Source organism: Streptomyces sp. NPDC002643 (assembly GCF_053592555.1).
Window position 1 is genome coordinate 66,632 of record NZ_JBSFVY010000013.1, and the last position, 23,993, is coordinate 90,624.

At 71.6% G+C, this 23,993-nt stretch carries 18 protein-coding genes; 10 read left to right on the forward strand and 8 right to left on the reverse strand.

From position 1 onward, the window contains the following. Positions 1–14: 14 nt before the first annotated feature. Positions 15–1,136 (reverse strand): acyl-CoA dehydrogenase family protein, encoded by a 1,122-nt coding sequence (locus tag ACWD4G_RS20930; RefSeq protein WP_451295494.1) that lies wholly within the window; start codon positions 1,134–1,136, stop codon positions 15–17. A 129-nt stretch (positions 1,137–1,265) separates the two neighbouring features. On the opposite strand from ACWD4G_RS20930, the gene ACWD4G_RS20935 reads away from it, so the two are divergent. Continuing rightward, the gene (locus ACWD4G_RS20935) at positions 1,266–2,252 is read left to right on the forward strand and encodes an LLM class F420-dependent oxidoreductase (protein ID WP_451295496.1); all 987 of its coding nucleotides are present in this window, start codon (positions 1,266–1,268) and stop codon (positions 2,250–2,252) included. 251 nt (positions 2,253–2,503) lie between these two features. After that, positions 2,504–3,538 carry a sulfotransferase family protein gene (locus ACWD4G_RS20940; RefSeq protein WP_451295498.1) on the forward strand — a complete coding sequence of 345 codons (1,035 nt, stop codon included), beginning with the start codon at positions 2,504–2,506 and terminating at the stop codon, positions 3,536–3,538. A 57-nt stretch (positions 3,539–3,595) separates the two neighbouring features. Here the strand turns inward: ACWD4G_RS20940 and ACWD4G_RS20945 are convergent, their stop codons facing one another. Then, a complete protein-coding gene (locus tag ACWD4G_RS20945; protein ID WP_451295500.1) occupies positions 3,596–4,147 on the reverse strand; it encodes a hypothetical protein in 552 nt (183 codons plus the stop codon). 24 nt (positions 4,148–4,171) lie between these two features. On the opposite strand from ACWD4G_RS20945, the gene ACWD4G_RS20950 reads away from it, so the two are divergent. From ACWD4G_RS20950 to ACWD4G_RS20970, 5 genes are all read left to right on the forward strand, one after another. Beyond that, the gene (locus ACWD4G_RS20950) at positions 4,172–4,294 is read left to right on the forward strand and encodes a hypothetical protein (RefSeq protein WP_451295502.1); all 123 of its coding nucleotides are present in this window, start codon (positions 4,172–4,174) and stop codon (positions 4,292–4,294) included. Positions 4,295–4,451: 157 nt separating this feature from the next. Then, positions 4,452–6,062, forward strand: coding sequence for an alpha/beta hydrolase (locus tag ACWD4G_RS20955; RefSeq protein WP_451295504.1), 1,611 nt, complete (start codon positions 4,452–4,454; stop codon positions 6,060–6,062). A 305-nt stretch (positions 6,063–6,367) separates the two neighbouring features. Further along, positions 6,368–7,204, forward strand: coding sequence for an acyl carrier protein (locus tag ACWD4G_RS20960; protein WP_451295506.1), 837 nt, complete (start codon positions 6,368–6,370; stop codon positions 7,202–7,204). A gap of 388 nt (positions 7,205–7,592) precedes the next feature. Continuing rightward, entirely contained in the window at positions 7,593–9,488 is a 1,896-nt protein-coding gene (locus ACWD4G_RS20965; protein ID WP_451295508.1) for a serine/threonine-protein kinase, read from the forward strand. A 162-nt stretch (positions 9,489–9,650) separates the two neighbouring features. After that, on the forward strand, positions 9,651–11,699 hold the full coding sequence (locus ACWD4G_RS20970) for a serine/threonine-protein kinase (protein ID WP_451295509.1): 2,049 nt from the start codon (positions 9,651–9,653) through the stop codon (positions 11,697–11,699). A gap of 21 nt (positions 11,700–11,720) precedes the next feature. Here the strand turns inward: ACWD4G_RS20970 and ACWD4G_RS20975 are convergent, their stop codons facing one another. From ACWD4G_RS20975 to manD, 4 genes are all read right to left on the reverse strand, one after another. Continuing rightward, a complete protein-coding gene (locus ACWD4G_RS20975; protein WP_451295511.1) occupies positions 11,721–12,791 on the reverse strand; it encodes an L-idonate 5-dehydrogenase in 1,071 nt (356 codons plus the stop codon). Further along, positions 12,788–14,182 (reverse strand): MFS transporter, encoded by a 1,395-nt coding sequence (locus tag ACWD4G_RS20980; RefSeq protein ID WP_451295513.1) that lies wholly within the window; start codon positions 14,180–14,182, stop codon positions 12,788–12,790. Before ACWD4G_RS20980 ends, ACWD4G_RS20975 begins: the two co-directional genes overlap by 4 nt. Before the next feature lie 82 nt (positions 14,183–14,264). Next, entirely contained in the window at positions 14,265–15,713 is a 1,449-nt protein-coding gene (locus ACWD4G_RS20985; RefSeq protein ID WP_451295515.1) for a mannitol dehydrogenase family protein, read from the reverse strand. Further along, positions 15,710–16,918 (reverse strand): D-mannonate dehydratase ManD, encoded by a 1,209-nt coding sequence (gene manD / locus ACWD4G_RS20990; protein ID WP_451295517.1) that lies wholly within the window; start codon positions 16,916–16,918, stop codon positions 15,710–15,712. The genes ACWD4G_RS20985 and manD overlap by 4 nt, the downstream gene beginning before the upstream one ends. A gap of 156 nt (positions 16,919–17,074) precedes the next feature. On the opposite strand from manD, the gene ACWD4G_RS20995 reads away from it, so the two are divergent. Continuing rightward, positions 17,075–17,785, forward strand: a complete 711-nt coding sequence (locus tag ACWD4G_RS20995) for a GntR family transcriptional regulator (RefSeq protein ID WP_451295519.1) — start codon at positions 17,075–17,077, stop codon at positions 17,783–17,785. Between the two features lie 24 nt (positions 17,786–17,809). On the opposite strand, the gene ACWD4G_RS21000 is transcribed toward ACWD4G_RS20995, so the two are convergent. Further along, positions 17,810–20,176: a glycosyl hydrolase family 95 catalytic domain-containing protein gene (locus tag ACWD4G_RS21000; protein ID WP_451295521.1), complete on the reverse strand. Its 2,367-nt coding sequence runs from the start codon at positions 20,174–20,176 to the stop codon at positions 17,810–17,812. 90 nt (positions 20,177–20,266) lie between these two features. Beyond that, positions 20,267–21,163: a PfkB family carbohydrate kinase gene (locus tag ACWD4G_RS21005; RefSeq protein WP_451295523.1), complete on the reverse strand. Its 897-nt coding sequence runs from the start codon at positions 21,161–21,163 to the stop codon at positions 20,267–20,269. A 123-nt stretch (positions 21,164–21,286) separates the two neighbouring features. On the opposite strand from ACWD4G_RS21005, the gene ACWD4G_RS21010 reads away from it, so the two are divergent. Together ACWD4G_RS21010 and ACWD4G_RS21015 are read left to right on the forward strand one after the other, a co-directional pair. Beyond that, positions 21,287–22,381, forward strand: a complete 1,095-nt coding sequence (locus ACWD4G_RS21010; protein WP_451295525.1) for a LacI family DNA-binding transcriptional regulator — start codon at positions 21,287–21,289, stop codon at positions 22,379–22,381. Positions 22,382–22,580: 199 nt separating this feature from the next. Beyond that, positions 22,581–23,897 (forward strand): ABC transporter substrate-binding protein, encoded by a 1,317-nt coding sequence (locus tag ACWD4G_RS21015; RefSeq protein WP_451295526.1) that lies wholly within the window; start codon positions 22,581–22,583, stop codon positions 23,895–23,897. Positions 23,898–23,993 lie beyond the last annotated feature (96 nt).

Sequence of the window (23,993 nt, forward strand, 5' to 3'; positions counted from 1 at the left end):
CCGGGCGCGGCCCGTCAGACGTAGCCGGGGAAGGGCGGCACGCCCATCAGCACCGCGCCGGCGCCGTCGTACACGCCCTCCTGGAGGAACGCGTGCTGCGGGACCACCGAGGCGTCGCGCAGATAGCGCTGCATGGGGTTGCCGTCCTCGATGGCGGGGATGCCTGCGAGCCGGTAGGCGGTGCTCACGACGTCGAAGGAGGTCCTGGCGAGGTGGGTGGAGGCGAGCCGCAGGAGGCTGGCCTGTTCGGGTGTCGCCGGGTCGCCCGCCTCGACGGTGGCCCAGACCTCCTCGGTGATCTCGTAGAAGAAGGCGCGGACGGAGCGGAGCGCGGCCTCGGCCTGCCCGACCGCGATGCGGTAGGCGGCGCGTTCGGCGGGCTTGGGGGCGCCCGTGTAGCCGGAGCGTCCGCCCTGGGCGATGACGTGGTCGAGGGCGGCGCGTGCCACGCCGAGGCCGACCACGGCCAGGACCTGTGCGGCGTAGGGGACGCTCGGGTAGCGGTAGAGCGGTTCGTCGACGGTGGGCGCGCCGCCACGGACGAAGGTCCACTCATCGGGTACGACCGCGCCGTCGACCACCAGGTCGTGGCTACCGGTGCCGCGCAGGCCGACGACCTCCCAGTTCTCGGCGATCTCCACCTGCTCCGGCCGCAGGACGGCGGTCAGTGGCCGTCCCGCCCTGTCCTCACCGGCGCGGATGCCGACGCCGAGGACGTCCGCGCCCTCGCAGCCGCTGGCGAACCGCCAGCGGCCCGAGACCCGGTAGCCGCCGGGTACGCGCTCGGCGGGCTGCACCGGGAACAGGCCGCCCGCGAAGGCCACATCGGGCCCGTCGGCGTACAGCCGCGCCTGGGTGTCCAGGGGGAGCGCCGCGAGATAGACCAGGGACGAGCCGAAGCTGGCGACCCAGCCTGCCGACCCGTCCACGACCGATATCCGCTCGACGACGCGCAGGAACTCCGCCGGGGGCAGCGCGTCACCGCCGAACCGCTTCGGGGTGCTCGCCCGGTAGATGCCCGCCCGCTTGAACTCGGCGACGACATCGCGCGGCACCTGACGCTTCTGCTCGAACTCGGCCCGCCGCTCGGCCACCAGTGCCAGCACCCGGTCCAGTTCCGATGGCGTCCGCGTCATGAGAAGTTCCCCTCGCACCGGTTTCGGGCGGTCACCTCTCCCGCCTCGTCGTGACGTCAAGTCTGCCAACTTCGAGGCGAGGGCGGCGGTGGGCTGTTTCTCTTTCTCCCGGCCGGGGACCCGGTGCTCATGGTGCACATCGGGTACACGATGATGACCGAGCAGGCCGGGCCCCGTGAGCTGGTCGAGCATCTGCTGCTGGCCGAGGACGCGGGCTTCGACTTCTCGGTGACGTCCGACCACTACTTTCCGTGGCTGCGTGCGCAGGGCCACTCGCCGTACGCGTGGAGCGTGCTGGGCGCGGCCGCCCAGGCGACCTCGCGTATTCCGCTGATGACCTATGTGACCTGCCCGACGTTCCGCTATCACCCGGCGGTGGTCGCGCAGAAGGCGGCGACGATGCAACTGCTGTCGCGGGGACGGTTCCGGCTGGGGCTCGGCTCCGGTGAGAACCTCAACGAGCATGTGGTGGGCGGCGGTTGGCCGTCCGTCGACGTACGGCACGACATGCTGCGGGAGGCGGTGGAGATCATCCGGGCGCTCTTCGCCGGCGGGCATGTGAACCACCACGGGGCGCACTACGACGTGGAATCCGCCCGGCTGTGGGACCTGCCCGAGGAGCCGCCGCCCCTCGGTATCGCCGTCTCGGGCGCCCGGTCCTGCGCCCTAGCGGGCCACCTCGCCGACCTGGTCATCGCCACGGAGCCCGAGCCCGGGCTGCTCCGGGCCTTCGACCGGCACGGCGGCACGGGCAAACCGCGCGTGGGCCAACTGCCGGTCTGCTACGACCCCGACCGCGACACGGCCGTCCGTCGCGCCCATGACCAGTTCCGCTGGTTCGGCGGTGGCTGGAAGGTCAACTCCGAGCTGCCGCACCCGGATTCCTTCGCGTCGGCCACGCGGTTCGTCGCACCCGACGACGTCGCCGCGTCCATCCCGTGCGGCGACGACCCGGAGGTGTTCGTCGAGGCCGTACGCCCGTACGCCGAGGCCGGGTTCACCGAGATCGCCCTGGTGCAGATCGGCGGCGAGTCGCAGCCGGCGTTCGTGAACTGGTCGGAGAAGACCCTGCTGCCCGCGCTGCGCGAGGCCTTCGCGGCGCCCGGGGACGGATGAGGCTCCCCCGGTGAGGCCGGGTTCCCGCGCGGCCTCACCGGGTGGGTTCTGGCGCGGCCGGACCAAGCCCGCCCCGCCGGTTCGGCCGGGGCTGTCGCCGCCGTGTGGGAAGATCCCTGCGTGTGGAGCGCTGAAGTGCCGTCCTGGCGGGAGACAGGCCGCCGTCCCGACCGGCCGGGCGGGACGCCCGTCCACCGGCTTTTTCTCGGCGGGACGATTCTCGCCGTGTCACGAAGCCATGGAGGCTGACGGTGCGTTCGCTGACGTTCGTCATCGGTACCGGGCGCAGCGGCTCGACCGCGCTGTCCCGCATCCTCGACTCCCACCCCGACGTACTGAGCCTCAACGAGTACATGGCGTCCGTGGGCGGCGTCGCCTTCCCCGAAGGGGCGGTGAGCGGTGAGGAGTTCTGGCAGTTCCTCTTCCGGCCCGCCGCGCACTTCGAGCGGATGATCCGCAGCGGTGTGCCGCTGCCGGAGTTCCTCTACACCCGCCGCCCCGGGCGGTACACGGCGGAGACCACCGGCATCCCGGCCCTCTCCCTGATGGTGCTCCCCCATCTCACCGACGACCCGGACGGACTCCTCGACGATCTCGGCGCGGCGGTGGCCCGGTGGCCCGAGCGCACCGCCGCCGAGCACCACCGAGCACTGTTCGACCTGCTCGGCGCGCGGTTCGGGCGGAGCGCCGCCGTGGAACGCTCCGGTTACTCCACCGGCTGGGCCCCGCAACTGCGGGCCGCGTTCCCGGACGCGAGGTTCGTGCACCTGTTCAGGCAGGGACCGGACTGCGCCCTGTCCATGAGCCGTCATCCCGGGTACCGCATGATCGCCCTGCACCGTGAGATCAAGGCACGAGTCGGCGTCGACAGCATCGCCGACCTGACCGACGAGCACGTCCGTTCCCTCCCGGCGGACCTGGCGCCCCTGCTCACCGAACGCTTCGACGCCGCCCTCGTACGCGACCGGGACATCCCCCTGCGCACCTTCGGCACCCTGTGGTCCGAACTCGTCACCGAGGGAACGGAGTTCCTGCGCCAACTGCCCCCGAGACAGCGCACGGCCCTCTCGTACGAGGACCTGCTGGACCGTCCCGCCGACGAACTCACCCGCCTGGCCGAGTTCATCGGCGTCGATCCCCTTCCCGCGTGGCTGCGCACCGGGACCGCGCTCCTCTACCACAGCCGCCGTGGCTCCGCCCTGCGGCTACCGGCCGCCGCACTCGCCGAGTTGGAGGAGACCTGCGCCCCGGGCACCCGGGCGCTGGAGGGAGGGCCGGGTCGTTGACATGACGCGCGCTGCCGCCGCGCGGAGTCGACTTTCTCCGGCCGTTGTCGTCATCGGTCAGGTTCCTCGGCCGTTCTCGTCGGACGCGGTGGGCTGCCGACGCGGAGCCTCGTCGTCAGGGATGTCCGGACTCGCGAAGTGGAAGGGGAGGGACAGGCGGGCTGCCAGGGCCCTGCCGACCCGTTCGGCGGCCACCGCCGACGGATGCCTCCCGTCCAGCGCCGCGTCCTCTCCGAGGTGGCTTCTGGCCGTGCTCGTGCCAAGGGTGGCCGGCGTGTGCTCGTCGGCGGGTCCGGCGGTGATGGCCGGCAGACGCACGAACCAGTCGTGGACGGTGTCGCCGTCCCACACCGCCTCGATCGCCACGGCGCGGGCCGGGCAGCCGCCGACACGAGAGGCCAATGACTCCAGATCGAGGGGACTCTCCGGGACGCGCGCGATCCGGTCGCCGTGGTGGGCATAACGGTCGGCGACGATGAACTGAGCGGTACCGACGCCCACATCGCCCCGGTCCCGACCGGCGTCGACGACGGCCCGGATCGCCGCGATCCGGGCGTCCCGCAGTATGTGCGCGTCGATCTCGTCACGGACGGCGCGGCACAGCTTCACCAGGAGTTCCTGGACCGCGCCACGGTGCCCGAGGAACTGGGGGTCACCATCGCCTGGCACAAGGTGCCCCATCGGCTGGGCGGTTGGGCCGACTGGGACCCGTCCGACCCCGCTCACGAGGTGGCCTTCCTCGCCCAGGGCCTCTGAACGGCGTTGGAACTCCCGTGACCCGCGCGGCCCGGAACCGGTACCGCGCCGGTAATCGAGCGGCACTCCGACCAGAGGACCAAAATCCTTGTCCCTCACGGGTGTTCGCACCATGCTGTGATCACGTTGTGAACTCCTGACCCATGGAGGGACATCCGTGTCATCCAACCCCCCGCTTCTCCCGCGTTCGAAAGGGCGCGGGAGACTGGCCGTCGGTGCTGTGGTCGCCGCGCTGTTCGGCCAGTTGTTCACCGGGACCGCCGTCGCGGCTCCTTCGGCGGACCTGTCCTCGGCGGAGACCGCTTCGCCCGGGCGCATAGCCTGGGAGCCGTGTGAGTCGCCTTCGGGCGAGGGCACCTTCGAGTGCGCCACCATCAAGGTGCCCGTGGACTGGAAACGGCCGCGCGGCGCCACTCTCGACCTGGCGCTCGCCCGCCATCCGGCGACGGACCCCGAGCGGCGTATCGGTTCGCTGCTGATCAACCCCGGTGGCCCGGGCGGGTCCGGCGTGGGCTTCGCGTTGAGCGCCCCCACCTCGTTCTCGCCCGAACTGCTGGAACGCTTCGACATCGTGGGCTTCGATCCGCGCGGCGTCGGCCTCAGCGACCCGGTGATGTGCGACAGGGACCTGGTGGCGGCCCAGGGCGCCGTCCTCTACCCGGACAGCGCCTCCGACTTCGCCGCCCTCCGCGGCGCGAACCGCGCGCTCGGCGAGAACTGCCGCGACCTCACGGGCCCCCTCCTCGACAACATGGACACGGCGAGTGTCATCCGCGACATGGACGCGATCCGCGCCGGGCTCGGCGAGCGGCGGATCAGCTACTACGGCGTCTCCTACGGCACCGGGATCGGCCAGCAGTACGCCGAGCGCTATCCGCACCGCGTGCGCGCGATGACACTCGACTCGAACATGGACCACAGCCTGGACAACTGGTCCTACCAGAAGACCGAAACGATCGCGATGGAGGAGTCGTACGGCCAGTTCGCCGACTGGTGCGCCCGTACGCCGTCCTGTGTGCTGCACGACCGTGACGCGCGCGCCCTGTTCGACTCGCTCTACGAGCGTGCCGCCGCCGGTGAGATCGTCCTGCCGGGTGAGCCTCCGTACACCTTCACGCCGGAGGATCTGCAGGGCCTCGCCTTCGGTTATATGTACGACCCGGCCACCTGGTTCCAGTTCGCTCAGGACCTCGCGTATCTGGATGCCCCCACCCCGGCGGAGACCCGGTCGCTCAGGCAGCGCGGTGAGCCGACGGCGTTCGCGTATCTCCCGGTGATGTGCCAGGACTACGACTTCGACGTGCCCTCGTACGCCACGCTCGCCCGCTACGAGCGCAAGTTGGCCCGCCTCGCCCCGGTCACCCGGCTGAACTCGCTCGCCTGGACCGATCTGACCGGCTGCCAGGACTGGCCGGCCGAGGTGACCAACCCGCCGCACCGGCTCCGGGTCGACGGCACCCCGCCGATCCTGGTGACCAACAGCCGCTACGACGTGGCCACTCCGCACTCCTGGGGTTCCAACGCGGCCCGGCAGATCGGGCGCGAGGCCGTGTTCGTCACCTACGACGGTGTCGGCCACGGCGACTACTGGCTGAGCCCCTGCGCACGCGACGCCATCGACACCTATCTGATCACCCTGGAGACACCCGCCAAGGGCACCCACTGCCCCGCGGTCTGGCCGACCGGGCCGTCCGCCCAGCGGCAGTCGCCCGGCGACGGACTCGTCAACCCGCTGCCCGATCTGCTGGGTACGGGCACGCGCCGGTGAACCGCGTGACGCGGTCGTGAAGGTCTGAACGCTTGAGGGCCTGAGGCCTTGGCTTGAGGGCCTGAGGTCTTGAGAGGAGAAGCCCGGCCCCGGTCACCCGGGGCCGGGCTTCTCGCGTTTCACCGGGCTTCTCCGGGCTTCTGCTTCTCGGGGCTTCTCCGGGCGTTCACGTTCGGACGCCGAAGCGGAAGGGGGCCGTCATACAACCCCAAGTCACCCCTTGTGTGTCAAACAGGTGCCGTCTCCCCAGGGGGCACGGCTCGCAGGACAAGACCACAACCGGCCACCACACCCACGGAGTCCACGTGCGCCAGTCCACGTCGGCGGCAGCCCGCCTCACCACGACCGCCGTCCTCGCCCTCGCCCTGACCACCGCGGGCGTACTGCCCGCCCACGCCCTCGACCGCGCGCCCAGCGCCGCCAGCGCCGCCGGCGCCCAAGCGGACGCGGCCTATCTGCTGGACATATCCGCCGACAGATTCACCACCGACTACGACGAGCGGACGGTCGATCTGACCGGTGTGCTCACCCGGGCCGACGGCACCCCCGTCGCCGACGCGCCGGTCGAGGTCGGGCAGTCCATGCTCTACGCCACCTGGAACCCGTGGGGCGACCCCATCGACCCGACCGAGCGGGAGACCCGCGGCCTCGGCACCGTGCGGACCGACGCCGAGGGCCGGTTCACGCTGGCCGATGTGCCGGCGGACCGGTGGGAGCAGACGGCGAGCCTGTTCCTCAATCCCCGTCACAGGGTGGAGTTCTTCGCCTCCTACGACCCGGCCGAGGACCCGACCGACCACGACATCGTCTTCGCCCGCGCGCTGGTCACCGTCAAGCCGGTCGTCAGCTCCCTCACGTACTCGGTCAACAAGACCCAGGTGCGAGCCGGGGACACGCTCGTCGTGACCGGGAAGGTGAGCTGGCCCGCCGGGCACGGGCCGGTCGCCGGGACGCGGGTGTTCCTGCGGACGTACTTCGAGAGCCAGTACAACGCCCAGACCACGACCGACGCCAAGGGGAACTTCACCCTCCGGGCCAAGATCCGGGGCTACGACCGGGAGTTCGTGGTCTTCTCCGCGCCCGCGGACTACTACATCGCCAAGGCGAGCAAGGCGCTGCCGGTGAAGAACGTCACGCCGTAGCCGGGCAGCGGGTCTCCCGCCGCCGAGCCCGCACATCCGGAGGCTCCGGGAGGTGCGCCGGGGCCCTGCCCGAGGGTGTTCGGGAGGGCTCCCGGAGGCTCCGCGCGACCATGGGCCGCTAGGCCCTGTCGTCAAATTCCCGTCTGCCCCGCGACGCCATGCACGCTCCCCCACTGCCTTAAGGGCGTGGGAGGTGCCCCCACTCGCCGCACCGGGCGAAAGCCCAAGTACATCCAGTACGAGGCCTTCCGCCCGGCACGCCGAGAGCACGCTCCCCCACTCTCGGCTTCGCTCGAGCGGGAGGTGCCCCCACGACGCCGCGAGGCCGCCCTCCGGGCGACGACGGGAATTTGACGACAGGACCTAAGGGCCGGTGAAGGGAGAGGTCGTGGCTGTCGAGCGGGAGCGGGAACGGGTCGTCGCCAGGCGGTACGCGCTGCGGGAGCGGCTGGGCGCCGGTGGCGGCGGAAGCGTCTGGCTGGCCGATGACCTGGAACTGCTGGCCCAGGTGGCGCTCAAGGAGATCGACGTACCGGAACTGCCCGCCGAGGCCGCCGGCGACCGGGCCGGACGGGGGCGCAAGGAGGCGCTGAAGGCGGCACAGCTGCGCGAGCATCCGAACGTCGTCACGGTGTACGACGTCGTCGAGCACGACGGGCGGCCGTGGATCGTCATGGAGTATCTGCCCGGTACCAGAGATCTGCGCGCCGCCGTACTGGAACGGGGTCCGCTGCCGAGCCGTGAGGTCGCCCGGATCGGGGCCGCCGCCCTCGACGCGCTGGACGCCGGGCATCGGATGGGCATCATCCACCGGGATGTGAAGCCCTCCAACATCCTGCTCGCCCCCGACCATCGCGGCGTCGCCGACCGGCGGGTCCTGCTCACCGACTACGGCATCTCGCTGCGGCCCCGTGAGACCCGGTTGACCCGGAGCGGCATGCTGGTCGGCACGCCGGGGTTCGTCGCGCCCGAGCGGCTGTCCGGCGGCGAGGCGTCCGCCGCGACCGATCTCTTCTCACTCGGCGTCACCCTGTACTTCGCCGTCGAGGGAGTCGCCCCCTTCGACCGTGACACACTCGACGGCACCCTCATGTCCGTCCTCACCGCCGAACCGGACGCACCGCGCCGAGCGGCCGACGGGCTGGCCCGAGTGATCACGGGGCTGCTGGCGAAGGACCCGGAGGAGCGGTTGACGGCGTCCGAGGCGGCGGGGCTGCTCGCCGAGGCCGCCGCCGAGGAAGTGGAGGGGTGGAAGGGGAGGGATCGGGAGCAGCCGGGCGGTGAGGGTCAACCAGGTGGCGGGGAGCGGCTGTTCACCCTTGCTCCTGGTGCCGGCGAGGGAAACGGTCAGCGGGCCCCGTCCCGGCGGGCGCTCGGCCTGCTCGCGCTCGCCTTCGTGTTGATGACGAGTGGAGGGGTCGCCACCGGAGCGGCCCTGGCCGGTGGCGAGGGGGAACCGTCCGGGCGGGGTGTGGTGGCCAAGGGCGGTCCGGCCGACGGGACTTCGCCCACCCCGTCGCCCACCCCGTCGCCCACGGTCACCCGCAGCGCGTATCCGTACGGTCGACAGGTGGGGCTGCGGGAGGAGTTGACACCGGGGCAGTGTGTGGACGCCGACTGGGAGGAGGGGGAGTTCGAGGGGCGGCCCGCGCTGAGGATCGTCGACTGTCACGAGGACGATCCGGAGGGGCAGGTGATCACGACCGTCGAATCCCCGGGCGCCGAAGGGGAGTCCTCGCCGGCCACGTCCGGTGCGGATACCGCCGAGGGTGAGTGTGCCCGGCGCACCGCCGAGTTGCGTCGGACCATGGCCGACCCGGTGCTGTACGTCGTCACCCCCGAGTCCGGGCAGAGCGAACCGCCTGGCTCGGCCTGTGTGCTCTTCCTGGAGAACGCCACCGTCGGCGGACCGCTGGGCGCCTTCCGTACGTACGGCGAGGAGGTGACCGTGACGCAGCTGGGGCCGGGCGACTGCGTCGACGCCGTGGAGGACAAGGACGACGGCACCTACACGATCACCCTGGTGAGCTGCGACGACCCGCACACCGACCAGATGGTGGGCTGGGTCCGGTCCCTGGGCGAGGACTCGGCCGACGGCGTCGACATGGTGGGGCTGTGCGAGCGGAAGTACGGCGTCAACTGGGTCCGGGGGAAGGAGTACGAGATGTCCGGCTGGTACTCCGGCGACGAGGAGTGGGACTCCGGGTTCCGGCAGGTGCTGTGCGGGGTGGGCCGGGAGAACGGCGGCAGGATGCCCGGGGGCGCGGTGGAACCGGCGTACTGATCCGGGCCCGTCCTGCCCTGCACATCTCACCCTCCGCGTGGGGCGTGGATCGCGAAACATCCCGTGAAGGTGGGAACATCCCGTGAAGGCCGGGTGCGCCCCGGTCCTCCGCCAGTAGGTTCGGTCGCGGTTCTCCGGATCTACGGTCGAGGGGTGTGTGGGGTGCGCCTGGGAACGACGGTCGGCGGGCGTTACCGGCTGACGCGGGGCCCCTTCGACGGGGGAATGGGCGAGGTGTGGCTCGCCCGCGATCTGAAACTGCCGAGAGAGGTCGTCCTCAAGCGGTCTCGCCTCCCGGACGCCGGCGCCGAGGGCTTCGACCGGCTTCAGGCCGAGGGACGGGCCCAGGTCCACGCGGGTCACGCCCATGTGGTGACGCTCCACGACGTACTGCCACTGCCCGACGGGAGTTCGTGGCTGGTCATGGAGTATGTGTCCGGCGGCAGCCTCGACGGCCGGCCCCCGCTGTCCCCGGAACGGGCGGCACGCGTCGGCTCGCAGATCGCCGCCGCGCTCACGGCACTGCACGCCAAGCGGATCGTGCACGGCGACATCAAGCCCGCGAACATCGTCGTCACCCCCGAAGGGCTAGCCAAGCTGGCCGATTTCGGGGCCGCGTACCGTGCCGGCGGCGACGACACGATCACCCCCAACGGCCGGGTCAGCTACACCCCCGACTACGCCGCCCCCGAGGCCGTCACCGGCCGCCCCGAACCGGCGTCCGACATCTTCTCCCTCGCCTGCGCCCTCCACGCCCTGGTCACCGGCCACCCACCACGGCCCGGCGCGGACGACGACGAGGACTCCTACAACCCCTTCCTCGCCCAGCGCATGGCCGAGCGGGGCGACTGGGAGGTGACCGGGGACACGGGGGTGCTGGCCCCGGTACTGCCGGCCATGCTCGCCCGCGATCCCGGGGACCGCCCCGACGCGACGGAGGTCCAGCGGTTGCTGGAACGGATCGCGGGGCCTCAGACGCCGCTGCCGCCGGCGGTGGGGAAGGGGGCCGAACAGAGGGAGGCTGAGGGGGAGGCGTCCGAGGAGAAGGGGGCCGAGGGCAGGGCGGGTGAGAGGAGAGGGGCCGAGGGCGCGTCGGGGGTCGGGGACTCGCGGGGCGGCTCCGATGTGAGTCGTCGGCATGGGCTCGCGGCCCTCTTACCCTCTCGGCCCGGGGCCCTCTCGGCAGTCCTCGGCGTGGGCGCGCTGTCACTCGTCCTCGTCCTCGTCGTCGCCCTCGTGCTGGCCGGGGGCGACGACACGGGCAGCACGGGCGGCGGGACACCGTCCGGTTCGGCCGCGCCGTCCACCGCGCCCCGGGCCTCGTCCACCCCGACCGGTGGGCCGCCCGGCACGGTCACGGACACGGACTCGGTCTTCGGCGACCCCCGTACCGCCGATCTGTGCGCACTCGCCGACGCCTCCGCGCTCAAACGGTTCGGGGAAGCGGAACTCGACCGGGACTACGGCAACTTCGACCGCTGTGACGTGCTCGTGGACACCGGTGACGAGGGCACCGTGCATGTGAAGTTCTGGTACGACACCGGCGGTCCCTCGGAACTGGCGGTGCCGACGCGGACCGTGGGCGCCGTGAGGGTGGTGGACGAGGACGACGACAGCGACGCCTGTGTCAAGGCCCTGCTGCCGGTCGGGGACCCCGAGGTGGTCGTCGAGGTCATCGCGCAGGCCGAGGACTCCGAGGGCGATCCACCGCTCTGCGGGATCGCCGAGGCGGCCACCGCGTACGCCGTCGAGGAACTCAACCGAGGCCGTCTGCCCCGGCGCTCCCCGACCGCCGCCGAGGACTCGCTGATCCACCAGGACGCGTGCACACTGCTCAGCGCGAGCGATCTGGAGGCCATCCCGGGCATCGACGCCCGCGACCCGGAGATCGGCTTCGGGAACTGGGACTGCGAGTGGGAGAGCACGACCAACGACCTGTGGGCCGAGCTGCGCTTCGACCGCGACCAGCCGCCCACCGCCGCCGACGGCGCCCTCACCCGGATCGGCGGCCGTACCGCCGTGATCGAACCGGACGAGGAAGGCGACGACACCTGCCGTATCAGGGTCGTGCATCGCGCCTACGTCCACGACGGCGAGTCGATGGTCGAAACCCTGAACGTGACCGTCGGCGGGGACCCGTCCGCCGAGCGCCTGCGCCGCCTCGCGACGGAACTCGCGGCAGCGGCCATCACTCGGGCCGCGACCCGATGACCCACCTTCTGTCGTACCCCGTCACGATCGAACGGGTGCCGGTGCCGGCCGCTCCCCATCGAGTCGCAGCATCACCTTGCTGCTCGCGGTCGTGGGGTCCGCCGCCACCGTGAGGGCCTGCTCGGCCTGTTCGAGTGGGAAGCGGTGGCTGATGACCGGGGTGATGTCCAGGCCGTCGCGCAGGGCGTGGAGGGCGTCGTCGATCTCGTCGACGAAGCGGTAGGAGCCGATCCAGGTGATCTCACGGGTGACCAGGTCGCCGAGGGCGGCGGGTACGGCGGTGCCGGGCAGGTTACCGACCTGGACGAGGGTGCCGCCACGTGCGGTCGCCCTCAGGACCGGGCCCAGTGCGGACGGTGCGCCGGATGCCTCGAAGACGACCTCGACGTCCTGCGGCAGTGCCTCGCCCCGTGAGAGGTCGACCGTGGTGTCGGCGCCCATCCGGCGGGCCACGGTGAGGGAGGAGGCGGAGAGGTCGGCGGCGAACACCGTCCGCGCGCCACGGTACTTGGCCGCCGCGACCACCAACGCGCCGATCGGACCGGCCCCGTTGACCAGCACCGTACGCCCCCGCAGCGCCGCGACGCGGCCCACGGCGTGCAGGGCGACGGCCAGCGGCTCGGCGAGGGCGCCCGACTCGGTGTCCACGCCGTCGGGCAGGGGGCGGACCTGGGCCGCGCGGACCGTACGGAACTCGCTGAAGCCTCCGTCCGTGTGGGGGGTGAAGGCCGCCGAGCCGAAGTAGCGGACGTGGGCGTGGAGGTTGGTGCGTCCGGCGAGGTGTTCGGGGACCTCGCCGATGAGTTGGGCCGGGTGGACGGTGACGGGTTGCCCCTCGGACAGGCCGGTGACCCCGGCGCCGACTGCCGCGATCCGCCCGGCGACCTCATGGCCGAGGACCAGGGGGTGGGCGAGGGACGCCGTACCCGACGCCCCCTTCCGCCAGTACGCCACATCGGAGCCGCAGATGCCGCCCCACTCCAGGGCGAGCAGCACCTCGCCCGGACCGGGTTCGGGCCGGGGCCGTTCGTCGATCCGGACATCACCGGCGCCGTGCACCACGACGGCCTTCATGGGCGCCGTACGGTTCATACCGCGTCCTCCAGTCGGACCAGGTCCCGTCCCCGGGTCTCCGGGGAGAGCCATGCGCTGACGAGGGTGATGAGGGAGTAGACGACGAGCATGGCGGCGATGGGCCACCAGCTTCCGGTGGCGGCCGTGAGGCCTGCCGCGAGGACCGGGCCGATCGCGGTGGCGAGGACGCCGCCGATCTCCTTGGCCAGGGCGAGTTGGGTGAACCGGGTGCGGGAGCCGAAGAGTTCGGCCATGGTGACGCTCTCCAGCGCGAAGAGTCCGAGGACGCCGATGTTCAGGCCCAGGACCATGCCGAGCATCAGGGCGGGTGTGCTGCCGGAGGTGATCAGCAGCAGGAGCGGGAAGGCGGCGAGGGCCGTGAGGGAGGTGAGGGCCAGATAGAGCGTGCGGCGGCCGAAGCGGTCGCCGAGGATGCCGATGGCCGGGACCGTGAGGAAGCCCAGCAGCGAGCCGTAGACGATGGCGTCGGTGGGTACGGAGCGGTCGGCGGCGAGGTTCGTGGCGATGTAGCCGACGAGGAAGGTCTGGATCAGCCCGGAGTTGCCGGCCTGGCCGAAGCGCAGTCCGAGTGCGAGGAAGAAGGCGCGGCCCTTGCGCTGCCTCAGGCCCGCCTCCAGCAGCCCGGTGTCGCCGGACGTGCCCTCGGTGAGCGCCGACTCCACCTCGCTGCGGCTCATCGCCACACCGTCCACGACATCGGGGCGTTCCTCGAAGACGGGGCTCTCCTTGAGGTTGCGCCGCAGCCACACCGCGAACAGCAGCAGGAGGAAGCTCATCAGGAACGGCAACCGCCAGCCCCAGGACAGCAGTTGGTCCTCGCTGAGCACGGCGAGGAGGATCGCCCACAGCCCGGACGCGGCGAGGGTGCCGGAGTTGGTGCCGAGCGACACCAGGGACGAGACGAGTCCGCGGCGCCCGGTCGGGGCGTACTCGGCGAGCATCACGGTCGCCCCGGCGATCTCCGCGCCCGCGCCGAAGCCCTGGGCGAGCCGCAGCACGACGAGCAGGACGGGCGCCAGGATGCCGATGGTGGCGTAGGTGGGCAGGATGCCGATGAGGGTGGTCGAGGCGCCCATCAGCAGGATGGTGATCGTCAGGACCTTCTTGCGGCCGAGCCGGTCGCCCATCCTGCCGAAGTAGACCGCGCCGGCGAGTCGGGCGACGTAGCCGACGCCGTAGGTGGCCATCGCGGCGATGAGGCCGATGGCGGGGCTGACGTCCGGGAAGAAGATCTTGTTGAAGACGATCGCCGCCGCCAGCGAGTACAGCTGGAAGTCCATGAACTCCATGGCCGTTCCCAGCCAGCCGGACACGGCGGCCTTGGTGAGGTCTCTGGTGGTGCGTCGTACGGCGCCGGCCGGCTCGGCCGTGGTCGTGGGGTCCTTCATCGTGAACTCCGTTGTTCGGCGTATGAGTTGGGGAGGGCGGGAGTGACCGAGGGTGGGAGTGGGCGCGGACGCGGGAGCGGGCTCAGAGGTCCACGTGTCCGGCCCTTAGCGCGGGGAGGTGGTGGGCGACGGCGGTGACGAGCGCGGAGTCGTCCGCCAGGTCCGCCGCCCCGACGGCTCTCAGGAGGGCGCGGGTGGTGTCCGTGTCGGCTGCTCCGGGGCGGTGGCAGGCGGCGAGAGCGTTCCGGGCGGGGTCGGGGAGGTCGGGGTCGCGGGTGAGGCGCACCCAGGCGGCGAGGGCGAGTTCGAGCATCGGTGTGGCCGTGCCGCGTACGCGGAGCGTGCGCAGGGCGGGCAGCCAGCGCTCGGTGATCTTCAGCGAACTGTCCGAGGCGATCTGGCGGAGCCGGTGGCGCATGGCCGGGTTGCCGAAGCGGGTGACGAGGTCGTCGGCGTAGCGGTCGGGGTCGGGGGCGCCGTCGGGCAGGGTGGGGGCGACCTCGGCGCACAGGGCCTTGACCAGGCGTTCGCCCCAGCCCGCCGCCATGACGTCGGCGATGGTGGTGTGGCCCGCGGCGAGCCCTAGGCAGGCGAGCGCCGAGTGGGAGCCGTTGAGCAGGCGCAGCTTGGTGAGTTGGTAGGGGGCGGCGTCGGGGACGAGAAGGGCGCCGTCGAGTTCCCACGGGGGGCGTGGGGCGGTGAAGCGGTCCTCCAGCGCCCACTGACGGTAGGGTTCGCCGCTCACCGGCAGTGCGTCGTGGACTCCGCCGAGGGCGGTGGCCGTGGCGGTGAGGTCGTGCGGTGCGGTGGCGGGGACGATGCGGTCCACGACCGTGGCGGGGAAGGCGACGGACTCGGCGATCCGGTCCAGGACGCGCCCCCGGTCCGGCCAGTCGGTGGCGCGGACGAAGTCGTGCACGATACGGCTGAGTACGGCGCCGTTGTCCGCCATGTTGTCGCAGGAGACGACGGTGATCGGGGGCGCCCCGGAGCGTGTCCGGGCCGCGAGGGCGCACGCGAGGCGGCCGATGACGGTCGACGCGCCGCCCTCGTGGGAGGCGGCCAGGTCGGCCACGACCGCCTCGGCCGTGAGGTCCAGGCCGCCGGTCGTGGGCGAGCGGTGGTAGCCCTTCTCCGTGATCGTGAGGGTCACGACGGTGACCTCGGGGTCGGTGAGCAGGGCGTCGACGGCCGTCCGGTCGCGTTCGAGCGCGTAGGCGCCGGTGAGCGCGCCGACGACCCTGGGCCGGCCGCCCTCCGGGTGCCGTTCGGTGAGCGAGTACAGGCAGTCCTGGGCGCGCAGGGCGTCGACGGTCGCCGTCGAGCGTGGGGCGACCGCGGCGATGCCCCAGGGCTCGCCCGAGCGGGCGGCGGCGTTCTCGGTGTAGACGGCCTGGTGCGCCCGGTGGAAGGCGCCGATACCGAAGTGGACGATGCGGGTGCGGAGTTCGGCGGGGTCGACGAGGGGCCGCGCGGCAGGCGGGAGGGTGGGCAGCGCGGCGCGGTCCAGCCGGGGAAGGCCGCCGCTCACCAGTCGTGCACCGTGCCGTCGAGGCGGCGGGCGACGGGGAGGTAGCGCCGCTGGTACGGGAAGCGCTCGGCGGCCTTCTCGTCGTAGTCGACGCCGAGTCCGGGCTCGTCCGAGGGGTGCAGCATGCCGTCGGCGAAGGTGACGCCCGTGCGGAACACCTGCCAGGCCTCGTCGGGGTGGCCCATGTGCTCCTGGATGCCGAAGTTCGGTACGGCGATGTCGAGGTGGACGGCGGCGGCCATGCTCACCGGGGAGAGATCGGTGGCGCCGTGCGAGCCGGTGCGGACGTGGTACAGCGCGGCGAGGTCGAAGATGCGCCGCAGATGGGTGATACCGCCGGCGTGGGCCACGGTGGTGCGTACGTAGTCGATGAGCTGTTCGGTGATCAGGTGCCGGACGTCCCAGATGGAGTTGAAGACCTCGCCTACGGCGATCGGTGTCGTGGTGTGCCGCCGGATGAGCCGGAACGCCTCCTGGTTCTCGGCCGGGGTGGGGTCCTCCATCCAGAACAGCCGGCACCCCTCGACGGCCTTGCCGAAGCGGGCCGCCTCGATCGGTGTGAGCCGGTGGTGCACGTCGTGCAGGAGGTGGAAGCCGAAACCGAAGCGCTCCCTCACGGCCTCCAGGTAGGTGGGGGCGAAGCCGAGGTAGGCCTCGGTGTCCCAGGGCTGTTCGTCGGGGAGGTCGGTGGCGGCGGGTTCGTAGAGCTTGCCCTTGCGGACGCCGTAGGTGCCGCCGATGTCGGGGACGGCCGCCTGGGCGCGTACGGCCTTGTAGCCGAGTTCCAGATGGCGTTCGACGTCGTCGAGGAGGGAGGGGACGTCGGTGCCGCTGGCGTGGGAGTAGACCAGCACGCCGTCGCGTGAGCGTCCGCCGAGCAGTTGGTGGACGGGGAGGCCGGCGGTCTTGCCCTTGATGTCCCACAGGGCCGTGTCGACCGCGGCGATCGCCGTCATGGTGACGGGGCCGCGTCGCCAGTAGGCGCCCTTGTAGAGGTACTGCCAGGTGTCCTCGATCCTCGCGGGGTCCCGGCCGACGAGGAGCGGGGCGAGGTGGTCGCGCAGATAGCTCGCCACGGCCAGTTCGCGCCCGTTGAGGGTGGCGTCGCCGAGGCCGATGACTCCGTCGGTGGTGGTGATGCGCAGGGTGACGAAGGTGCGGCCCGGGGAGGCGACGAAGACCTCGACGCGCTCGATCTTGCTCACTGAGGGTCTCCTTACAGCGGGCGGCGCCGCACGGCTCCCGTCGCGCAGCACTTGTATGGAAGCAGCTGTCGTACAGACGGGCAATACCTGTGCTGCGGTACGTCCGCTGCGATACCTGTGCTGGGATACGCCTTCTGGCATACGTAGGATGTGGTCATGGCCCAGACGAACCGGCGGACCAGCCGACGCTCCATTTATCTGAAGCTGCGGCAGATGGTGCTGACCCTCGAACTGCCCCCGGGTGCCGCGCTGTCGGAGAACGAGCTGGCCGCGTCGCTGGGCGTGAGCCGTACGCCGGTGCGGGAGAGCCTGATCCTGCTGGCCCAGGAGGGGCTGGTGCAGATCTTTCCCAAGATCGGCTCGTTCGTGTCCCGGGTGGACCCGGCGCAGGTCGCGGACGCGCAGTTTCTGAGGGAGGCCGTGGAACTGGCCTCGCTGGACGCCCTGCCCGCCGAGCTGGACCCCTCACTCGTCGAGGAGCTGGCGGCCAACCTCGATCGTCAGCAGCGTACGGGGCTGGATCTGGAGGAGTTCTTCGAGCTGGACGAGGCCTTCCATCAGGGCCTGATGCGGCTCAGCGGCCACGGGAACGTATGGACGACCGTGGCCGCCGCCAAGGGCCACCTGGACCGGGCCCGCCGACTGGGCCTGCACGAGAACGTCTCCCCCGGGGTCTTCGCCGACCAGCACCGGGAGATCTTCGACGCGGTCGTCAGTGGCGACCTCGCGCTGGCCCGCACCGCCATGCGCACACATCTGCGCGCCGTCTTCAGCGACATCGAACGCATCCGCGCCCACTCACCCGAACTGTTCGCCACGGGCTCGTCGTCGGTGCCGGTGCGGAAGAACGTGGTGGTCTGGGAGTGACCCAAGCGTCAGGACACGGCCCGCTCAGGTGATGGGCAGGCCCCAGCGTGGGGCGTTCTCGTTCGGGGGGACCGGGGCGATGGTGAGGTCGGGGTGGGTGCCCTTGGGGGTGATCAGGGCCGAGTCGCCCTTGCGCAGGGGGACTCGGATGGTGTCGTCGCCCAGGTCGGAGTGACGGAGACTGCGACCCGCCGCGTCTCGTACCTCGACCGGTCCCGGTATGTCGTGGCGTACGACGCAGGGGGCGCCCGCCTCGCTCTTGAGGCGGAGCCAGCGGGTCGTGCCGTCGCGGCGGCACGCGCTCAGCAGGAAGGCGCCCTGGGTGCGGAAGTCGTGGACGGTGAGGTCCGACCAGGCGGCGGGGAGGGCGGGGAAGACTCTGATGGTGCCGCCCCAGGACTGGCAGATCATGTCGTGCAGGGACTGGGCCGCCGAGAGCGGGGTCTCGATGACCGGGCCCGACTCCTGGTACATGGTGTTCGGCTTGATGAAGCGGGTCATCAGCTCGCCGAGATAGCGCAGCGCGTCCTCGCCCTTGCCGAGCAGGGCCGACATGGAGGCGGCACCGGTGAAGGTGTAGCCCTGGAGGGCGCCCTCGAAGCCGACCCAGTGGGCGAGCGACCTCTCGATCAGGGCGCGTTCGTCAGGGGTGCGGCCGGTGACCTCATAGAGGGGGTACACGGCGAGCAGATGCGAGTAGTGGCGGTGGGACTTCGCGAAGGGGATGTCCGCGCCGATCATGAAGCCGTTGTCGTCGGTGGGGTAGGGGGTCCTTCTCGCCAGTACTTCACGCCAGCGTGGGGCCGACTCGTCCTTGACGCCCAGGAGTTCGGCCGTTTCGAGGAGGGTTCGGCAGCCCCAGGTCAGCAGCATCAGGTCGTAGTTGCAGTCGCGTGAGTTGCCGCCGTACTCCGGGGAGAAGGTGGCCGGCAGATGCAGCGCGCCGTCCGGGCCGGGCTCCAGGAAGTGCAGGTAGTAGTTGACCGCCTGGCGGAGGAGGGGGAAGAGGACGTCCCGCAGGATCGACCTGTCCATGGTGTGGCGGTAGCTGAGCCAGACGTTGTGCAGCGCCCAGGTGAGGTTGCCGACCTCCGGGGTCGGCGGGTCCTGGCCGGGGATGCCGACGCCGTACCCCATGAGGGTGCTGGACGCGCCGTTGATCAGCTGGGGGTCGGTGGTGCGGGGGATGCCGAGGGAGTCGGAGCGGTACGGCCGCGGGGTCTCCTTGGCTAGGTTGGCCCGGAACTCGCTCAACGATCGTGTGATCGCGTCGAGTTCGAGGTGGTTGGAGCCATGGATGAGCCAGTACTCCAGCTGGGCGTTGAGGTTCCACCAGGTGTTGGGCCAGGGCGTGGGTTCCAGCCAGGGGCCGCTCGTCGCCATCACCGGGGCGTCACGGCGGGCGGCGGAGGCCGTCTTGTAGAGCTGTATCCAGTAGAAGCGCTGGATACGGGCGTCGGGGAGGGAGAGGAAGCTCTTGCGGTAGTAGGCGTGCCACCAGGCGCGGTGGGGCGATGCCAGTGCCGTGTAGGGCAGTCGGGCGGCTGCCCGGATCGCCTTCAGGGCCCGGGGCAGGGCCGTGGTCGTCGGGTAGGAGTGCGCCACGTGCGCGTACAGCGTGCGGGTACGGCCCCGGGTCCGCTCCCGCCACGCGGTGACGTGCTGGCCGCCGGCGAGCAGTGGCTGTACGGCGGCGTTCGTCCCGTCGTGGCCGGAGAGCCGGGCGGGAGGGTTGCCCTGATAGCCGTCTGGCAGGGGCTTGAAGGCGGCCCTCGGGCTGATGGCGTCGGCCGGATGGAACACCCAGCGGAAGTCGCGCTCGCCCTCGCTCGCCGTCACCTCCACGGCCAGGACCGAGCGGTCGTTGTGGATCAGGGCACGCAGGGCCAGGGTGCCCTTGTCCGTGGTGAGCGTTCCGGTCAACTCGGCGTCGTGCAGCGACAGTCGCCAGTCGAGGCCGGTGATCACACCCACCGGTTCCAGGGTGAAGTACCCGATCGGCAGCCGGGCCAGGCCGAACAGAGACCCGAACTCCGGGCGATGGTCCTGCACTTCGGAGTGCTGGACGTTGAAGCGTACGGCTCTCGTCTCGGCGCCCGGTTCGGCGTAGATCCCGGAGCCGAGGAAGCCGTTGCCGAGGAACGGCCCCTCATACCAGGTGGTCGGCATCCGCTGCCAGACCAGGTCGGCGTCGTCGAGGACCGTTCGCCAGGGGTCGGTGGACGGTACGGCTACGTCGGTGCGGTCACCGTGGTCGGCGGCCGTCGCGTACGGGGTCGGGCCGGTGGCCAGTAAGGCGCCGCCGACGGCGGCGGAGCCGGTGGCGAGGACGGTACGTCTGGAGGGATCGGGCACGGAGGGGAAAGGCACGGCGCCTCCCGGCAGGCTCATCGAATCATCGGAGCTATCCCGCGATGAAACATAGAGTTGGGGAAAGTGCGCGTCAATGCGGAGGTAGAGATCCGATGTGTTGGGTGTGTGTCAGTCGTCCAGCATCCAGGCCCGGGTGCCGAACGAGGTACAGGACCGCGAGGCCACGACGGCCGCGGCGCGCAGAGCATCGACGAAACCGTCCGATGACAGCCGACGCCGCGTCGCCAGGTGATACGTGAGCGCTCCGTGCAGGATGTCGCCCGCGCCCAGTGTGTCCGCCACGGGCACGGTGGGCACTTCCACCGTGCCGCCGCCGTCGGGGCCCTCCCACACGATCGGCTGCCCTCCCCCGCTCACCGCCGCCCACATCACCCCCCGTTCCCGCAGGAACCGCAGGGTCTCGGCCGGCGTGCTCGTGCCCGGCGGGTGGAAATCCGCCGAGCACACCGCCACGTCGACGAACGGCAGCAGCGCCGGCGTCCCCGGCTTCCAACTGCCGCCGTCCAGTACGGCCCGGCGACCGGCGGCGCGGGCGGCGCGGGCGGTGGCCAGGGCCAGTTCCCCGTGGTGGCCGTCGAGTTCGACGATGTCGCAGTCCGCCACCAGTGCGGCGAGTTCGTCGGGCGGGGTGAGCCGGTACGCCGTGGCGTTGGTCGAGGCGACGGCGCGTTCGCCGCTGGCGGCGGTGACGAGGATGGACGACACGGCGGGCGGTTCCGGCGCGACGGCGGCCAGGTCCATGACCGCGACATCGGCCCGGTCCAGATCGGCCTTGGCCGCGGCTCCGAGCGGATGGGAGCCGATCGCGGTGAGCAGGCGGGCCGCGCCGCCGAGGTGGGCGAAGGCCACGGCCGCGTTCGCCGCCGGGCCGCCCGCCGCCACGACCTGCTCATGAGCCGTCAGTTTCTCGTCGGAGGCCGGGACATGGTCCACGAGTTGGATGACATCCAGCGTGCACAGCCCGACGAACAGCCCTCGCGGACGCCCCTTCGTCTCCGACCGCATCGACGAACCCTCTCTCCTCGGCTCCCCCGCCTCCGTACCGAGGTATATCCCACCGAGCCCGGACTGATCGATTGATCGGTACGATGGGGGAATCGCGACCGTTCGATCGAAAGCGGTGGGGCAGTGCGGGAGTCGGCGGAGAAGCGGCAGGCCCGGATCGCGGAGCTGGTGCGGGGACGGGGGGTCGCGCGGATCACCGATCTCGCCGATGAACTCGGGGTCTCCGTCGTCACGGTCCGCCGTGACGTCGAGGAACTGGCCCGGCGCGGGGAGATGCGCAGGGGGCACGGCGTGGCGCGGTCGCTCGGGCCGGTGCCCCAGGCGAGCGTGCCCGGCGGCGATGCCGTCGCCATGATCGTGCCGGAGCGCAACACCTACCTCACCGAGGCCGTCCAGGGAGCCCGCGAGGCCGCCGAGAAGGCCGGGCTGCGACTCGAACTGCATCTCGCGGCCGACGACGGCGGCGCCGAGCGCGAGGCGGTGCGCCAGGCACTCGACGGCGGTGCGCGCGGCCTGCTGCTGTCGCCGCACTGGCGCACCCGGGCGGAGGAGACGGAGGCGGACCACGGCTGGCTGTCCGAGCTGGACGTCCCGGTCGTGCTGGTGGAGCGGCGTCCGGCCCGCGCCGGCGCCATCTACCCGCTGGACTCCGTGCGTTCCGACCACGCCTACGGAGTACATCTGGCCCTGGAGCACCTCACCGGGCTCGGGCACCGGCGGATCGTCCTGGCCGCCCGGGACGACAGCCCCACCGCGCGGGTGATCCGCGACGAGTTCGCCGCGCAGACCGCCGCGCGGGGCCTCGACGACGGCTGTCGTACGATCCTCAGCTCGCGCACGGCGGGCCCGGACGCGTCCGCCGCCGATCCCCGCTCGGCGGACCTGGTGGAGGCCGTGCGCGCGACGGAGGCGTCGGCGGTCCTCATCCACAGCGACCGGGACGCGTTGGTGCTGGTCCAGCGGTTGCAGGCGGCCGGTGTCGAGGTGCCGGGGCGGTGCTCGGTGGTGGCCTACAACGACGTGGTCGCCGACCTGGGTCCCGTCCCGCTGACGGCCGTGGCCCCACCGAAGACCGAGCTGGGGCGCATCGGGTTCGACCTCCTGCTGCGCCGACTCGGCGCGGCCCGCGAGGGCTTCAGACCGGGCGCGACCCGACATGTGGAGCTACTGCCGTCCCTCGTCGTCCGCGAGTCCACGGCCCCCCTCGCCGAGCGCTGACACCGACACGCTCCCAGCATTCACCGCACGCCGCCACCGCCAGCGCCACCGCAGTCATCGCACGCCGTCGCGCGCTCGCCCTCCCTTCCCTCCCCTCATTATTCGTTTGACCGCTTTAGTTTCTTCTGTTCGATCTATTGACGCCTTTTTCGTCCCGCGCCCAGGATTTCGGTGACCCAGCAACGACGCGGGAGGGCCCATGCCTGGTCGACGACGTGAACGCCCGGCCGCCGCCGCACTGTTCGCCGCCCTCGCCCTGATCCTGGCGGGTTGCTCCTCGTCGGGCGGCGACTCGGTCGGGGGCGGGCCGGTGCGGCTGACCTTCTGGTCGGCGCTGCGCGGCACTCAGGAGGTCGTGGACGAGTTCAACCGCGGCCAGGACAAGATCCGGGTCGACTACCAGCAGGTCCCCTCCGGCCCCCAGGGCGGCTGGGCCAAGCTCAGCAACGCCGCCCGCGCCGGCAACGCCCCGGACGTGGCGACCATGGAGTACCCGCAGCTCCCCGGCTACGCGATCGACGGCGTGCCCCGCGATCTCACCGGCATGCTGCCCGACTCCGTACGACGGGCCTTCCTCCCCCAGGCCCTCGATCTGACCACCCTCGACGGCCGTATCTACGCGGTACCCGTGGACATCGAACCGATGATGTTCTTCTACCGTCGGGACGTCTTCGCCGAGTACGGCATCCCGGTCCCCAAGACCTGGGCGGAGTTCGAGAGTTCGGCCCGCGTGCTCAAGAGGGCCGACCCCGGCGCCCGTATCGCCAGTTTCTTCACCAACGGCTCGCAGCACATGGCCGGGTTCGCCCGGCAGGCCGGGGCACGGTGGTTCCGGACCTCCGACGAGACCTGGCACATCGACCTGGCCGACGCCGCGACCCGCAAGGTCGCCGCGTACTGGCAGAAGCTGGTCGACGAGGACCTGGTACGGGTCGAGCCGGTGGACAGCCAGCAGTGGCGGGCCCATCTGCAGAGCGGTGAGACCGTCGGCTATATGGCGGGTGCCTGGGCGGCGGGATCGCTGATGAACTCCACGCCCGGCGGCAAGGGCAAGTGGGCGATCGCCCCGCTCCCCCAGTGGGACCCCGCCAAGCCGTCGCTCGGCACCCAGGGCGGCTCCACCTTCGCCGTCACCAAGGACAGCCGGCACCCCGAGGAGGCACTGGAGTTCATCACCTGGATGGTGACCAGCCCGGACGCCCTGCGGGCCAAGCTCTCCAGCGGGATCAGCAGCGCCTTCCCGGCCGTACCCGCGCTGGTCCCGGTGGCGCGGGAGGAGATGGACACCTCCTACTACTCCGGCCAGGACATCTTCGGTCTCTTCCAGCAGTCCGCCGGGCTCGTCTCCCCGCGCTGGGAGTGGGGGCCGCGGATGACCTCCACGATCACCTCCGTCGAGGACGGCTTCGCCAAGGCCGGAGCCGGCAGCGGCACGATCATCGGCGCGCTGCGCGAGGGGGAGCGCAGAACGCTGCCCGATCTGGAAAGCCTCGGCCTGTCGGTCACCACGAACTAGCAGAGCCCCCGGCCTGTCGATCATCACCCACTGGACGAGCCTCGGCCCATCGGCCACCACCCACCAGACGAGCCCCGGCCTGTCGGTCACAACCAA